This window comes from Candidatus Albibeggiatoa sp. nov. BB20, assembly GCA_016744725.1.
GTDB lineage: Bacteria > Pseudomonadota > Gammaproteobacteria > Beggiatoales > Beggiatoaceae > Albibeggiatoa.
Genome location: JADGDW010000042.1, coordinates 1 through 16,203, shown reverse-complemented (window position 1 = coordinate 16,203; position 16,203 = coordinate 1). Strand labels below are relative to the sequence as shown.

Sequence of the window (16,203 nt, the reverse complement as noted above, 5' to 3'; positions counted from 1 at the left end):
ATGTTTTTCTGGAAAAAATATACTAGACATATTTATTTCAGTGTTTTCTTAATAATTATGGGTAATAAATTTTCTTTTTTTAGATGATTGGTCTAATTTTCCATCTTAACGGATATTCTAAGTTTTTAGCACAAATAGTTTGGTATTTATCTGATGGCTGAGTATTTAGAAAGCAAATAAATAAAAATTGTAAAAATATCACTATAATTTTCATTATCATACAATAATTAAACAAAATAAAAACCCTTCTATTTAACCCTATATCCAACCATGTTATAGTGTGTTTAGCTTACTAAAGCCAAATGACAAAAATTCATTCCAATTTAATGCCAATTTTTATGGGGGATTTTCAATGCGTTTAACCTGTCGGCGATTTTTCCTGTTTTTACTGATAACTGCAATTGTTATTGGTGCACTTTATATATATAAAAAAATATTGGCTGTCCCACCTTATGAATCTGTAGATCAGGTCATGTTTTATGACCAAGGTTGGTCTAGTGACGATATTCAATGGTTTTATCACTCAACACAGGGCTCTATGTTTCCAATGGAATATGATTGGTTTTTAGCTTTAGAGCAGCCTGTACCGACATTTGGTTATCCCGCCCCCCCCTTTAATGAAAAAGAATTCCTAGGCGGGTTTGGCTTTTTGTTTGATGATAATGTCAACGTTGAGCAATTACCCAAAAGTTCCGCTTTTAATTATATTGATGACGAAACCACTTGGTCTTCTCAGATGCTTAAAAAACAGGATGTTACCAATACATCAGCACCACACTATAAAAATAAAGATTGGCAGTTTGCTAATAAAGAAGGGTTGCCAGTTGGTTTTGCCGTGGATCAAAATTATGTTGACCCGTTAAGCCAAGAAAAAATGACGGTGGTGGGTTTAACTTGTGCAGCTTGTCATACAGGGCAGTTAAATTATAAAAATGTTGGGATTCGGATTGAAGGTGGTCAAAGCATGGCAAACTTTCCAAAATTCCAGAATGCACTAGGTATGGCTATGATGATGACAGCTTGTGAACCTTTATATCTGTGTGATCCATTCCGTTTCGACCGTTTTGCTAAAAAAGTATTAGGGGCAAATTACAATACAGAACATAAGAAGGAATTAAGAGAAAAACTTAATAAACAACTATCTTTTGTGCTTGAGCAAGTTAAGCTTGATAAAAAATATCCACCTGCTGTAGAAGAAGGCTTTGGTCGCTTAGACGCGTTAAATCGTATTGCAAATTTTGTATTTGGTTTGGAATTGTATGATGGTAACTACCGTAAGGTAAATGCACCTGTTACGTTTCCTTATTTATGGGGCATTTCTTGGTTTGATTGGGTACAGTACAATGGTTCTGTAAAACAACCTATGACCCGTAATGCCGGAGAAGCTTTGGGTGTATTTGCTTCAATCAATTTAACAGACCCAACCCAAACTTTATTCCAATCTTCAGTTGATGTTGAAAACTTATACCATTTTGAACAGTTGATTGGTGGTGATAGACCATTTGAAGGCTTGCGTGCGCCTAAATGGCCAGAAAAACATTTTGGTGCAATAGATAAAGACAAAGTAGACAAAGGTGAAGTTTTATACAATAAAAACTGTGTACGTTGTCATTTACCACCCGTTGATTCAGATAAAATATGCGAATCTCAATACTGGACTGAACCTAATGACTGGAACTTACGTTTTCTTAAAGTACCTATGGTTAACGTCGACTTAATTGGTACAGATTCACAGGTTGTTACTGACTGGGCAGAGCGGTTTATTGAAACCAAGCAATTAGGCTTGGGTATTATTAAAGGTGAAGACGGCTTACCATTTACAGTTGAACAAGCAGTTAATCTTAAATATGACGAATTAAAATTATCTGAAGAGCAACGCGATGAATATAACGGTAAACGCAAAAATTTAGTACGTGCTCCATTATGTTATAAAGCCCGCCCTTTAGATGGTGTCTGGGCAACGCCTCCTTTCTTACATAACGGTTCAGTACCCAACTTATATCAATTATTATCCCCTGTAGCAGAGCGTGATAAAAAATTCTATGTGGGTACACGCGAATTCGATCCTAAATATGTAGGTTACAAAACTGCTCCTGTTTGGAATGGCTTTGAATTGGATACCAGCAAAACAGGTAATCATAATACGGGACATGAATTCCGTGCCATTACGGCTGAAGAAGAAGCATTATGGCCACGAGATGAAAAAGGTCATTTGAAATACCCTTATGCAGGTGTATTAGGTGCTGAGCTACAAGAGCATGAACGTTGGTCAATTATTGAGTATTTGAAAACCTTAAACTCTCGTGACTTGAATGACCCTAAACAACAAAACAAACTATGCCCACTTGCTTATAAACCGCAATTGAATGAAGTGGATTTACTGTGTTTTGAAGACTTTCCACCACCTGCAAGCAAACCTGAATCAATCGCCGCCGCAGAAGCTAAAATGGCGGTTAAGGCCGCTGCTAAAGCTAAGGCAATAGCAATATTAGCATTAAAAACGGGAAGCAAACCTATTGATGCTAATACGATTAAAGAAGTTGAACAATTGGCGAAAGAAGCAGAATACGCGGCAAAAGCAGCAAGCAAAGCGGTTGCAACGGCTAAAAAAATGAAGGGGCAGAGTGCAACCGTATTAGCCTCTACTGAGAGGGAAGCTGAACTTGCAAAAGACGCGGCAGAAATTGCTAAACAAGCTGTTAACTCACTATTGCCTTCTCCAAAAACGGCTGAAAAAGTGCAAGAGAAAACAACAGATACAAATAAACAAACAGAACTTTCTCCTTTCTCAGTACCTACTGGACAAAACATGACTGAGCAAGCATCACAAGAGGAAGTACAAGGTACGGTCACCAAATTAGAATCGACTACGGTCATACCACAGCCTGTTAAGCAAAACACAGTTGAGCAATCATCAGAAGAGGGAACACAATAATGTCGGTTTCAGCTAATTTACCTCAACATGACGATGCCAATAAACGCCGTACTTATTTAGATAAAATGCGTAAACTGTATGCGTATCATTACAGCTACAACAGCACTTTTGCTACGGTGATTAAATTACCTGATGCAGAGAAAGTAGATTGCCGTTATCGGTTTGCTTCAATAAAAAATCTAGGGCGTTTAATTCCACGTTTGCCCAGCATTCTTAGTACACAACTTAAGTATTGGTTTGGTTGTTCGATTGACAGCTTTAATGATTATTTGTTTTTTGGGCGTAATACTTTCCCTGATACTCGTTTTTTAGACAACTTTCTTAGTGATGAATACTTTGGTTTACAACGTGCAATAGGTATTAATCACGTTCTATTGCAACGTGTCACTGATTCAAATCCAATTCCAAAGAGTTTTGACATCAGTACAATCAAACATGAATTTGCTGAGATCGTGAAAGACGCGTCATTTGATGAAGCCATGAAGCACCAGCGTTTATATTTTGTGGATTACGTGATGTTGCAAGGTTTAGTTGAGCAGCCCGGTGAGTATAAAGGGCGCAAACAATATGTCACTGCGCCAATTGTTTTATTGTACTGCTTAGCTGATGGCACATTAAGACCGATTGGGATTCAGCTCAATCAGCAAATGGGTTGTGATAATCCTGTATTTACGCCATTAGATGAGGCATGGTCAGCGGCTAAATTATTCGCCCAAATTGCTGATGTGAATTACCAAGAATTTGTGACGCATGCAACACGGATTCACTATTTAGTCGAATCTTTTGTGATTGCAGCCCACCGCGAATTATACAAAGATCACCCTGTCTTTCTCTTGTTAAAACCACATTTAGAATATACTTTAAGTGTCAATGCACATCATTTATTTTTGAAAAATGCCAAAGGTGTTGCTGGTGATTTTGGGGCACAATTGGCTGGTAATTACGACTCTATGATTAGTTTGATGTCTGAGGCATTTACAAGCTATGATTTTGCTGAACATGCGCTGCCTAAAGACATTGAAAAACGTGGTGTTGATTCTAAAGATTTGTTTTATCCTTATGCTGAAGAAGGCAAACAGATTTGGGATATGACGCAAAAGTTTGTATTGGATTATTTGAACTTATACTATTCAGATGAAAAACTGTTGGCAGGTGACAATGAAATCCAAAATTGGGCACGAGTAATGGCTTCTGACAATGGTATGCGTATTAAAGGTTTCCCTAGTCAATTTGAAACTGTGGAACAGTTAGCACAAGCAGTTGGACAGATTATTTTTATCACTACAGCGCACCATTCTTCAATTCACTATCCTCAATACCAATTCTCAGGTTTTACCCCTGCGATGCCATTTGCAGCGTATGCACCACCGCCAACAAAAGTTGACATTGAGTACAGTGAACGAGATTTGCTGAATATTTTACCGTTGCGACAGCCATCTTTAATGCAGGCATTCATCTTTTATCTGACTGATTTTAGATTGGGGCATTTGGGTGAATATAAGCGAATTGATGATAGAGCCAAACCATTGGTTAAAGCCTATCAAGATGAATTAGAAGCACTATCTGCCCAATTGGATTTATCTGACATCAGCCGTGCTTATCCTTATATTTATCTCAATCCGAAACATATACCTAGTTCAGTGATGGTATAGCCTTTATACAATTGAGGGTGATAATTTGTACTTGTTGCCCTCTTTACTCCTTTTTAATTCTGGACTCCAAAGCTTTGCTGCTGATGTAATTTTTATGTGATAATCAGCAAAAATTCAATAGATTAAGAAGTTGGATGAAGAGTATGGGGGATTCGAAGTAGGTAAATATTTGATATACCCAAGCTAAAGTTATGAGTGTTTAAAAAATTCATCAATTTATCTTTTTACGCTCCACCACATCCGCCACAACCTCCTCCTCCCCCACATTCACCTGACCCGCCACCACATCCACTTATTCCACCACCACACCCACCATTTCCAGAGTGAAACCAGCTTTTATTATAAGGAGCAGCAAACGCATTATTGTATGATTCAAACACAACCCAACTTTCTATCCCAGAAACCCCAAATACAGCGACTCGATACAAACCATCGTTCTCATTTCTGAGTAAACTAGATTGATCAAACTTGCTTCGACACTGTGCAAGATAACGTCGCCCTAATACGGTTTGTCGATCAACATTGGGCAAGATAAACCATGCAACAGGCGGTATGATTATCAACAACAGAATTAAAATTAATACAGGATGCCCATACCATAACCCAAAGCCTAACTTTAAGCTGCCAACCGTGAAAATAATCAAAGGGACAAGGAATTTAATCAACTTACGTTTTAGCAAGGTTTCATCATTGCATCTTAAATGTCGCTTTTCTAATTTACTGTAAATGGCATCTAAAGCGATGTTTAATTGAGTATAGAAAGGAGAACGTGTGAGAAAAAATTTCTTTACTCTAACGGATAAATCAGACTGATTAGAAATATAGCTATACAGCACTTTTTCTATATCATCGTTTAAAGAAATATTATCTTTACAATGCTTATTACTAAGTACACGAGCATTTTTTGCTTTTCCTTTAATTGAAATAGCATCTTCTTGCCATAATTTGAATAATGCGGTGTGAATAATCCCTCTGTGCTCATCATGTAAAGCAGCCGTTTCCATAACAGACAAACTAAATGCAGACGGTGTATGATATTGTCCTGTATTATCAAAATGCTGCATCCAATAAGCAATTGCAATAATAACAAAACTAAAAAGAGGGAACAAAACCAGAAACAGTGACCCTGGGATGCTAATAAAAAAATCCAAAGTATTCTCCTCAATAGCTAATTAAGTCTGCTTATTTCAATTAATCATCTTACTTAAGACGGCAATGGGGAGCAAGATTGCTCAAATGACGCTTTTTGTTGCTCAATTTTCTGGGTTAATTCCGCATCTAAGTTTTGACGTAATTGCTTCACCATATTACGAATATTATTGATGCATTGTCTCTCATTAAGATTGATAAATTGATAAACTTTCTTGCTCAATGCCTGTTTGATTAACTCAGTTCGTTGTTGTTTAACATTGGAAACTGCTGCGTAAGCTCCTGATGATGCACCAAACAAACTACCAAGTTGTGCGCCTAAAATAGCTCCCGGAACAGCACCCATACCGACAAATACAGTCCCAATTACCCCACCAATTAATGTACCTGCCATTGAACCCGTGGTCGCGTTATAGACTGTTTCTCTGGCAATACGCCATGAACTATCCAGTTTTTGTACATTACTCACATGAATTTTTTGCCATTCAATCCGATTTTGCTCCCAAGTTAACTCATTCACCGTTTTTACATGTAACGTCAACTCAGTGGATTGCTCAATTTCGCCAATCAATTGTGTGGTTTGTTCGCTCATTTGTTGGATTAAATTATTAATAATACGATTAATTTCAGCTTGCAATGCCGTGACAATCGCATCAGGCTTGCTCATCCATTTATCATCATTCAAATATTCATCAATCGTTGTTTGCAATACAATGAATTCACTCCGTAATTGGGTAATTGCATCGTCTTCAATATCGCTCAAACCTCGATAAAATTGGCGTTGCCAAATCACATTATCTGCGAGCAATCTATATAGTTGTAAAAAATCAGGGGATTGTGTTGAATTCATAGTATAGTTAATTTCGTTTTGAGTGTTAGGACTGGCAGTCCTATAAAACTTTAAATATCAATTACTTTTAAAACTCAGGACTGCCAGTCCTGTATCACTTTAAAGTAAAACGACTATATCAATCTTGTTTCTCAAAATATTGTGCAAATAATGAGTTAATGCCAAATCCGATAAAATAAGAGATTTTACATAAGGATTTTTAGTCCTTTGACTTATTAAATCTTTGTTCTCAAATAGATTACATTAACCATGCTCTGAATACCATCAGCCAAATAATCATGATTGCGGCAATAAATGCGGGAATCCCTAATATTGTCCAAATAAGAGCTAAACGATAATAAGTTGCAGGTAATTCGGTGTCACCATTCAAGTGTGCTGCTTCTGCCATGTGTTGCATTTTGATTTGTAAAAACACCACGGGTATCCAACAAGCTCCCATCAATAAATACAAGCCTAATACCCATACAAACCAACCTGTTGTCATTGGGATATGTAGGATAGAAGCTAACCAAATTCCTGTAACCAATTGAATAATAATCGTTGGCGTGGTAAACATCCAATCAGCCAACACCACATATCGGTTAACCACTACAATAGCAGGTACGGACTTGGTTCTATCCGTAAAAAACTTATAAAACGCACTACCAAACCCAGTACCAATCAGCAGAAATGCGCTGGCAATATGAATCAGTTTAAGCCATAGATATTCCATAGTTATGTCCTATTATCCAATACGATCATCGTTATAATAGCTGCGGCCAAAGGGATATTTTTAGTCAATGCCCCGTAAGGATGCCACCAAAATTCGGGCAAATATAGACTGATTAAAACTGTATAAGCCAACATCACCAGCAATTGTACAATACCGACCCATTTTAACTGGTAGCCTATCAAAGTCAGTATCCCCAAAACAAAATCCATCGCGGCTGCGCCAAATAATGCAATCGGCGCAATCAAACCACTGATGCCTATTCGTGCCAGTAACGCATAGCTGTCTGTTATTGGGAAAATAAAAGCCGAGACTAAGCCCGTCATTATCCACAAAAATGCAATACTGAGGCGTAATAATGGAGATAAAAAATATAAGCCTGCTTGCCATTGATCTGCCTGATCTACGGGAATTTCTGCCAATGCGGTTTGAATGGAGCGCGGACGGATATGCGTATGTTTAATAAAATCGTCTACCGTTGCGGTGTTACCACGTTGTAACATGCTGAAATTATTTGAATTAACTAAAGGATGAGCGAGCATATCACCTAATTTAAAGACTTTTTGCATCACAAATTGTGGAATAGATAAGCAAGGCATTGTGGTTTTGCCTGTCAGCCATTGTCGAATAACAGAGAGGAATGCTTTCATCGTAACCGCTTCAGAGCCAACAGCGGCTAAACGTAATGGCGTTGTAGGCGGTGATTGAATTAAATTAACAATCGCTTGGGTCAGATCATCAATATAAATAGGCTGTATCATTTGCGAGCCTTGCGCGATGACAGGTATATAAGGCAAATTCGCCCATGCTTTAAATAAGGCAAAACTTTTTCCACCTTTACCATAGACAACTGAAGGATAAATAATAGTCCAATCAATATCTTGAAAACTCAGAAAATCATCAGCGGCTTTTTTGCTAAGATGGAAAGGGGTTGTGGCTTTTTCATCCGCGCCTAATGCAGAGATTTGAATCACATGCTGGACTTTTGTTTGCACACAAGCCTCAAATAACGCTTTAGGTGCAAGGTGATGTATCGCTTCAAAACTGATTTTGCCTTTTTCTTGAATAATCCCAACCGTATTAATCACAACATCAATATTATCTAAATACGGCAGCCAGTCTTGTCGTTGCGTGCTCTGGATAAAGTCATTTTTAATATAAATCACATTTTCTAAAGGAAGATGAGGCAATTGCCGAACACAGCAATGTACTTGATGTCCCGCCTCGCATAGTTTAAGTAATAGCTGTTGTCCAATAAACCCATTTCCACCTGTGAGCAAGATATTCATTTTTTACTCCACTGTGATAAGACCTGTAAGCCTTTTATTGTAAGCGAAAACAAGCTGATTTATTGGGTTCTTCAGGAATTTGAGCGTGCCCTAATCTCTACACAAAATGACTTAGAAAAAACGAATAGATTACGATTGGAGAATATAGTCAATTTCGTTTTGGGTATTAGGACTGGCAGTCCTATAAAACTTTAAATATCAATTACTTTTAAAACCAAGGACTACCAGTCCTAGAATAAAACGACTATATCACGATAAAAAACCTGCTCGTCGCTCAGTATTAAAAATAAAGCCTGTTTTTATTATTCCAAACTTTAGGTGATTAGCCTAGAATCATATCAATATCTCAGCAGGTTTTAAATTGACAATGACAACGATTCCTATACATCCAGAAAATACCACAGGCAATGTGTCTCCGCTATTAAATGAGATACAGCACGCTTTGCAAAAATTATTAGATCAAAATGAACCAACGTGTATTGATTTAAACAGTTTGCCATTTTCGCCTGATGATGAACACTTGTTGCAACAACGATTGGGCAAAGGTGAAGTGCGTGCTGAATTAAATAGTTTAGGCATAAGTCAGATTTGGGAAACACATGTCAGTGGCGTATGGTGGATTGAACATTTCAACGCAGAAAATCAGAAAACCAATCAATATCTAGAAATTACCTGGATTCCCGATATTTTAAAATCACAAGTTGACGATGTAAAAGCAAGTTTAGAACAACTTATAAATAACTTACCTTATGCAGATAATATTTTGTAGAAAATAAATCAATGAGTTACGTTATATAAATGGTTTTGTAAATTATTAATTGTTCGTGAGCGCGAATTTTTTTGCGTAACATGAGTTAAGCAGTTCTTCAGTGAAATTGGTTTTAGAACAAGATTAAACGGGTGATTGGATAGACAGGATTTTTTATCTTGACTATCTTTCAATCCGTTAGATTCTGTTCAAAACACATTCTCATTTTCCCACACAACATTATTATCAGTCTTGGGCTTGTTTGAATTTGGTTTTAGCTAAGTGATAATACTTGCTTGAGAGCATCATTAAGTGAGTTAAGGTCTAGTTGAGATAAACAGCCTTCTTGTTTCAATAATCTGGTTTTATCTACTGCTCTAATTTGGTCACAAACCGCAACAGCTTGTTTACCTAAGCAGTTTACTGGGATTGTAATTGGTGGATGAGATTTTGCGGCTGTTGATAGTGGCACGACAATTATAGTGCATCTGGCTCAATTAATGGGTGTTGCACCAACAACTACGCAGGGGCGTTTTTTTCGAATTTCAGAGCCTTGTGTTGGTTCTAAATTAACCCAGTAAATATCACCACGCTTCATGTTCAATACCGTCGTTTATTGCCACATTCCAGTCTGACATTTCTTGATTAAGCATTTCGTCAGCTTCAGCTTCGCAGGCAGCTTGATATAACGTCGTTTCTCGCATTTGTAACTCTTTTTCTAATAGCTGAACAACTATATGATTATATTGCTGTTGAGGTATTAGCATTTTCATTTTTGCCATGAGTTCATCAGGCAATGATATGGATATTTGTTGCATCTTTCATACTCCATTATTTATTCAATCTAATTATAGCTCTTTATTATTATCCCATGACTTGGCTTGGTTTTAGAACAAGATTATATAGATGACTGGATAGACAGGATTTTTTATCTTGGCCATCTTTCAATCCTATTTTATAGTCAAATCCTCATGGTGTGGTATTATTTTAAGGTCATAGAAATGGCTTTAGAGATATCATTAACGCTACGTCGAATATTTCTAGTATTACGTTTAAGAGCAGCCCAACAATGTTCAATAGAGTTATAGTCAGGAGAATAGGGTGGTAAAAATAGTAATCGGCATCCATGTTGTTCAACAATTTGAGCTAAAGTTTTGGATTTGTGAAAAGAGGCATTATCAAGGACTATAGTGAAGCCCCGCCCAAGAGAGGGAAGTAAGGCATCTTTAAAGTAAGCTTCTATGACATGCTTGTTACAACTACCTTCAAAGGTAATAGGTTCGATAATCTCTCCATTCAACAACCCTGATTTGGCGTTTACGTTTACCAGAGATAACTAAAGCTAATTGTTGTCCTTTTTCTACCCAACTAAATGAAACGGGTGGGCGTAGTAATCTGCAAAGTATTTTGTTTTGCGTTAATAAAGGCTTGTTGTACTTTTTGCATTACTTTGGCTTTGTTAATTCCACTGCAAGCATAAAAGTCAGCTAATAGCAATACGACTTTAGTTGTATTTACAATGATAATTTTGCTTCTTACAATAGTGGTGCTGGCGACTGCAATAATTTTGTAGTGAGCGTCAGTTTATAAGTGTCAAACGTAAAATGTTAATAATTAAATTTTGCACATAGCGTTTAACTTCTCACCAACATATGGAATTATCATGAAGAGCAACGTGTTTATTCTCATCACCCTGCTGATGGCTTTGTTTACAGCCCAGCCAGCACTGTCCGAACCAGTGCCAGACAAAAAAACCGTTTGGTTAGAACAAAACTGGACTGACAAAGAGCAGCATTGGTATCACCACACTTCACAAGGGAACCTGACTGTGCCTACACCCCTTGAATGGTTTGTGGCATTAGAGCAGCCTGTTCTTGTTTCTTTAAAAGGAGAAATTACTCCCAAAAAATTTAATAGTATTTATGAAGATATTAAAAATGAATCCGCTCCTTTTTCTAATGCGAATTACTTAGCTAATTTTGGATTTATCCCCAGCAAAAAATCTGAAGAGAACAACCCACACGGCTTACCTGTTGGTTTTGCAGAAGATGCTGAAGCTTGGAAACAAGCAGGTTATCCAGGTCCTTACAGTGCTTTAGGTTTAACATGTGCGGCTTGTCATACTGGGCAGATGACTTATAAAAATACCCATATTCTCTACGATGGTGGACCTGCAACGATTAACTTGATTTCTTTCAATACTGTGTTATTGCTTGCAGTGGTCGAAACCTGGCTAGCTGAAGAGCGTTTTGAGCGCTTTGCTAAAGTCGTTTTAAAAGAAAAGTACAACAATAAGACGCGTAAAATGCTGCATGTAGCACTTACACGCTATATTGGTCAATTAGTTGACGAAGCTATTCAGGTCGTAGTGGAAGAAATAAAACAAGGTCCAGGTTCAGATGAATTGGTCAAATTGCTAAAACAGGCAGAAAAGGAATTTAAAAAGTTTGAAAAAGATTTTAAAAAAGCTGACTGGAAGCTGAACATTTTCGATTTAACAATAGACAAGGACTTAAAAGGGCTTGCTAATTTAGGTAGAAAAATTTATCAGGCATTCAGACTTTACGTATTTAATAATCCTAATTTCTTGAATTCTCTTCAAGAGGGCTATGCCAGACTGGATGCACTTAACCGCATTGGTAACACTGTATTCGCTTCAGATGCTAAAAAAGTCGACAATAATAAACCCACTGATGCCCCTGTTAATTACCCCTTTATTTGGACTACTTCATGGTTCAATTGGGTACAATATGATGGTTCTATCATGCAACCAATGGTGCGCAACGCGGGTGAAGCACTAGGGACTGTCGCTCATCTTGACTTTACTAAAGACTTTGAATCCACTGTTCGTGTTCGTAATCTTTATGATATGGAGCAGTTATTAGCTGGTAAAGAGCGTCCATTTGACAAGAAACACTTTGGTGGTTTACAGGCACCGAAATGGCCAGAAGACATTTTAGGTAAAATTGATGGAAAACAGGCGAAAAAGGGTGAAACATTGTACAAAGAACTGTGCCAAAGCTGTCACTTACCGCCATTGGATTCAGAAGAAATTTGGGATGCACAATATTGGGATAAAGCGCCAACGACGGTTGAAACCGATTTACATTTATTAAACCTGAAAGTCTATGATGTTGGTACTGACCCAGCGCAATCGAAAATTTTAGCAACGCGCAAAGTTGATATTGATGGACTGGGTATTGATACGAAAGTTTATATACAAAAAATTGCTGAAAAACCTGCTAATCCTAATATACCTTTCAAGGGAGGAGAATGTGAAGAAGTTCTAGTCAAATCCGAAAATACGGGCAAAAAACAAGAAGTTTCTTATGCTGCCGCACTAGGCGCAGTTGTGCAAGAAGTTGCGGATGCCAAGTATAAGGAAGAAAAGATTCCACCAGCAGAACAAGCCAAAATGAATGGCTATACCATTAACTGCTTGCGTGCTTTTGAAGGTTACCGTGTTCGTCCGCTCAATGGCATTTGGGCAACCGCACCTTTCCTACATAACGGCTCTGTGCCTAATCTGTACGACTTGTTGTCGCCAGCAGCAGAGCGAACGGTAGCGTTTTACCTCGGTTATTTAGAATTTGACCCGCTTAACGTGGGTTATATCTCGTACAGAAATAATTATTTTTCTAAAGTTGATACTTCACAATCCGGTAGCTTAAATATTGGACATGAGTTTAGTCATGGCAAAGGGAAAGGCATTATTGGGCGTTTCTTAGAAGTTGAAGAGCGACGAGCATTAATAGAGTATTTGAAAACTTTGTAATGTAATAGTCATTGAGTGCATTGTGTGGGTGCGTCCCTCGCAATGTGCCAACGTCTTGTTGTATATAGTAGAACCCTCATGGTATGGTATTATTTTAAGGTCATAGAAATGGCTTTAGAGATATCATTAACGCTATGTCGAATATTTCTAGTATTACGTTTAAGAGCAGTCCAACAATGTTTAATAGGGTTATAGTCAAAGGGGGGGGTTATACACGATGTTTAACGCTGTTAAATTCCTGTGGATAGTGCTTGCCGATACGCCAAAATATTCTCCTATCTCTGACCGCAATTGTTCTCGATTGACCTTTCTAAACCACACTGTCTATTTTTTATTCTTCACATGACCATACTGCGTTTTCTTTCTTCTCCAGCGGCTTATACTCATCGCACTTACTTTAAATATTTGTATCGCATCTTTTACTTTGCCACCTGTTCATATAAACTCTATTACCCGCTCTCTTAAGCCTTCACTATATCCTATACTCATCTGCTTTTATTCCTTTATCATTAATTATAACTGGTTATGGAATTGACTATAACAGTTGCTTAAGCAGCCCACCTTACGCACCCCGAATAGAAATATATAAATTCCTAACTAGAAATCGTAAAATAGCACTCAGTCTCGAAGACAAAATAAACGCTCAATGTATTTAGGATTAGCACTTAGACATAAAGCTTTACAATCCCTTAAAAGACTAGCAGAATTAGAAGCAACGTTACAGTCTGCTGAATTTCAAATATAACAATATTTTTTTGTTAAATCTTTGCAAGAACAATGTGATATATGAATTCAGGCTGTCACGTCTATTACGTTGGTGAAATAACCCAGCCTAGTAGTTAATTTATCATTTTTGGGAAAAACACAAGGGATTTAATAATGAAATGGTATCTCATATTTTGCATGATTTTTTTGATGGCTGCTTGTCAAACAAAGCCCGTTATTCCATCTGGTGATACTTCTAAGCCTAAAATAACTCAGCCTGATATAGTTGAAGAGAAAGTAATTGAAGTCAATGAGGTTAAAGAGGCTAAAAAAGACTCAGCTGGCTCATTATGGGGTAGACCACCAACAGCAGAATCCGTTGCAGAATCTGTTATTGAAACACAGCCGACTAAACCAAAAATACCTGAAGTTGCTGTAGTGAATGAAGAAGCAGGAACTGATCGTAATCCTGATGATAATTCGTGGTGGGATAAAACCAAAGGCTCAACAGCTGATTTATGGAATAAAACTAAAGATTCTGTCGGTGGATATGTTGGCTTGGAAACAGGCCCTGCTGAACCTGATAAAGAGGCAACACAACAAGCAGGCCGTAACCCTTATTTTGGACAAATTTGGCAAGGTCTTACGCCACGTCTGAACAAAGTATTAGCCCTTGAAGAAAAGCGCAAAACCTTACCTGATACAAGTTGGATTGGAGAGTCAAAGAAAAGTACCAAGAGTGATCTTGATAAGTTACTAGACGAAGCGGTTGAAATTCTTTCTTTATCAGAGAGTAACCAAATTAGAGAAAAAATCCGTAGTTTAGAGCAAGATATTGAAACGCTGAAGTCTAATATTGCAGATTATCGTCAAGCTAAAGTCGGTGCGCCACTTGATTCAACTTGGAAGACAACGGTTGAAGGGTATGATCGAAAAATTAAAAGTGCAAAGGAACAAATTGCGTATAAAGAACAACAAATTACTAAATCGCAAGTTGAATTTGGTAGAAGTTTGGAGAAAATAGGCATTCGCCTTTCTGAAGAACAACTCGATGTATTGTTTTCCAGTGTTGTTGGTGACGATATTATGCAAGCCAGTTTGGTATATGAAAACGTCAAGTTAGTGAATGAACAATTGATGAAGTTGACGATTAGCAGTGAAGAAGATTTCACCATTAGTAAACGCTATTACGGCATGTATGTTGTGCTGGTCAAGATTTTATACCATATGCAAGATAGCTTTATTCAGGATGTTGATAACAAATATATACCTAAAATTGCTGAAATTGAAAACGAGGTACAAACGATCAAGGCCTCAACACAAAGTTTATTGCGTCGCGAGCATGATTCAAACCGCCGTAAGCATTTAACAGCAAATTTAGAGGCACAAAAATTAACCTTGAAAACGGCTGATTTGTATAAGGAGCATTTAAGTAATCAACGAGAAAAGATGGTTACAGCCCGCGAAAAAACCTTTGGTGACTTGCAAATAGCTGAAAACACTTATGCTACTGTGACAGTAAGCAGTGAGTTGGTGGGTTTATTACGTACTAGCCAAAAAGCATTTGAGATTTTGCAAAATATGCAAACACCTGATTTGTTGATTTTTGAAAACTTACAGATGAAACAAGAGTTTGCGGTATTGACTGATAAACTGAATAAGAACTAAATAATTTTTAGGGCTGGCAGTTATAGTGACTATCATTGTCAGTTCTATCAAGTCGTTGTTTAAGTCACAAACCCACCTTTCTAAGACCAAAACGAGCCAATTTGCATTGATTTAAACAATTTGCTACTTTTGACTGATGATGAACATGCTTTACACCAGCGATTAGGGCAAGGAGAAATCAAAGCCGAATTAAACAGTTTAGGCTCAGAACAGGACATAAAGTAAGTCAATAGAGGTATAAGAAAAGCAAGAGTTGAGCAAAGATAAGTGAGTAACATATGAAGCTCCTCAACAAAATATGCGCCTCATGAATCTATTAGAATTGCTCCATGAAGATTTATGCAGTTTAAAGCGGTCATCTGCAAGGTCTGTCTTATTATCAAATCTGATAATGGGAATGGTTAGGTTAAACAGCGTGAACTTAAGCAATATCGCGAATCAGTTTGAATGAGAGGCGCAAGTCAATTCAAATTACAACGATTTTTCAGAAACTATGGCTTAGATATGGATGGAATAGCTGAGTTAATAGGAAGTTGGTTGCCAGCAGGGGGACAGGGGGATGGGTATTATTTAGATAGAACCCATTGGCAGAAAGGTATGTATAAGTAATGTAAATATATTAGTGTTAGCCGTGGGGTATAAAGGGATCGCAATTCCGCTGTTGTGGAGGTTTTAGACAAGAAAGGCAACTCAAATACGGCAGAACGTATCGCTTTGCTGGAG

General features: G+C 37.5%; 12 protein-coding genes and 1 pseudogene. 6 read left to right on the top strand and 7 right to left on the bottom strand.

Annotated features, from left to right (window positions below):
• The first annotated feature begins 352 nt into the window (after positions 1 to 352).
• Together ABXH34_RS06785 and ABXH34_RS06780 are read left to right on the top strand one after the other, a co-directional pair.
• The gene (locus ABXH34_RS06785; RefSeq protein ID WP_353571109.1) at positions 353 to 2,935 is read left to right on the top strand and encodes a di-heme-cytochrome C peroxidase; all 2,583 of its coding nucleotides are present in this window, start codon (positions 353 to 355) and stop codon (positions 2,933 to 2,935) included.
• A complete protein-coding gene (locus ABXH34_RS06780; RefSeq protein ID WP_353571108.1) occupies positions 2,935 to 4,587 on the top strand; it encodes a lipoxygenase family protein in 1,653 nt (550 codons plus the stop codon). Before ABXH34_RS06785 ends, ABXH34_RS06780 begins: the two co-directional genes overlap by 1 nt.
• A 224-nt stretch (positions 4,588 to 4,811) precedes the next feature.
• On the opposite strand, the gene ABXH34_RS06775 is transcribed toward ABXH34_RS06780, so the two are convergent.
• The 4 genes from ABXH34_RS06775 to ABXH34_RS06760 form a co-directional block, all read right to left on the bottom strand.
• Positions 4,812 to 5,738, bottom strand: coding sequence for a TIGR04222 domain-containing membrane protein (locus tag ABXH34_RS06775; RefSeq protein ID WP_353571107.1), 927 nt, complete (start codon positions 5,736 to 5,738; stop codon positions 4,812 to 4,814).
• A gap of 53 nt (positions 5,739 to 5,791) precedes the next feature.
• Positions 5,792 to 6,586 carry a DUF456 domain-containing protein gene (locus ABXH34_RS06770; protein WP_353571106.1) on the bottom strand — a complete coding sequence of 265 codons (795 nt, stop codon included), beginning with the start codon at positions 6,584 to 6,586 and terminating at the stop codon, positions 5,792 to 5,794.
• A gap of 238 nt (positions 6,587 to 6,824) precedes the next feature.
• On the bottom strand, positions 6,825 to 7,298 hold the full coding sequence (locus ABXH34_RS06765; RefSeq protein ID WP_353571105.1) for a DUF2269 family protein: 474 nt from the start codon (positions 7,296 to 7,298) through the stop codon (positions 6,825 to 6,827).
• Positions 7,299 to 7,300: 2 nt separating this feature from the next.
• Positions 7,301 to 8,584 carry an NAD(P)H-binding protein gene (locus tag ABXH34_RS06760; RefSeq protein ID WP_353571104.1) on the bottom strand — a complete coding sequence of 428 codons (1,284 nt, stop codon included), beginning with the start codon at positions 8,582 to 8,584 and terminating at the stop codon, positions 7,301 to 7,303.
• 367 nt (positions 8,585 to 8,951) lie between these two features.
• Here ABXH34_RS06760 and ABXH34_RS06755 point away from each other — a divergent pair, with 367 nt between their 5' ends.
• A complete protein-coding gene (locus ABXH34_RS06755) occupies positions 8,952 to 9,353 on the top strand; it encodes a hydrogenase expression/formation C-terminal domain-containing protein (RefSeq protein WP_353571117.1) in 402 nt (133 codons plus the stop codon).
• A 253-nt stretch (positions 9,354 to 9,606) separates the two neighbouring features.
• Here ABXH34_RS06755 and ABXH34_RS06750 read toward each other — a convergent pair.
• The 3 genes and pseudogenes from ABXH34_RS06750 to ABXH34_RS06740 form a co-directional block, all read right to left on the bottom strand.
• A pseudogene (locus ABXH34_RS06750) lies at positions 9,607 to 9,930 on the bottom strand (type II toxin-antitoxin system PemK/MazF family toxin).
• Positions 9,917 to 10,150, bottom strand: a complete 234-nt coding sequence (locus ABXH34_RS06745) for a DUF8778 family protein (RefSeq protein WP_353571103.1) — start codon at positions 10,148 to 10,150, stop codon at positions 9,917 to 9,919. Before ABXH34_RS06745 ends, ABXH34_RS06750 begins: the two are co-directional and overlap by 14 nt.
• 164 nt (positions 10,151 to 10,314) lie before the next feature.
• Positions 10,315 to 10,662: a transposase gene (locus ABXH34_RS06740; RefSeq protein ID WP_353571116.1), complete on the bottom strand. Its 348-nt coding sequence runs from the start codon at positions 10,660 to 10,662 to the stop codon at positions 10,315 to 10,317.
• Positions 10,663 to 10,995: 333 nt separating this feature from the next.
• On the opposite strand from ABXH34_RS06740, the gene ABXH34_RS06735 reads away from it, so the two are divergent.
• The 3 genes from ABXH34_RS06735 (at position 10,996) to ABXH34_RS06725 (ending at position 16,089) form a co-directional block, all read left to right on the top strand.
• Entirely contained in the window at positions 10,996 to 13,107 is a 2,112-nt protein-coding gene (locus ABXH34_RS06735) for a di-heme-cytochrome C peroxidase (protein WP_353571102.1), read from the top strand.
• A gap of 879 nt (positions 13,108 to 13,986) precedes the next feature.
• Positions 13,987 to 15,480, top strand: coding sequence for a hypothetical protein (locus ABXH34_RS06730; protein ID WP_353571101.1), 1,494 nt, complete (start codon positions 13,987 to 13,989; stop codon positions 15,478 to 15,480).
• 447 nt (positions 15,481 to 15,927) lie between these two features.
• Positions 15,928 to 16,089 (top strand): hypothetical protein, encoded by a 162-nt coding sequence (locus ABXH34_RS06725; RefSeq protein ID WP_353571100.1) that lies wholly within the window; start codon positions 15,928 to 15,930, stop codon positions 16,087 to 16,089.
• Positions 16,090 to 16,203: the final 114 nt, after the last annotated feature.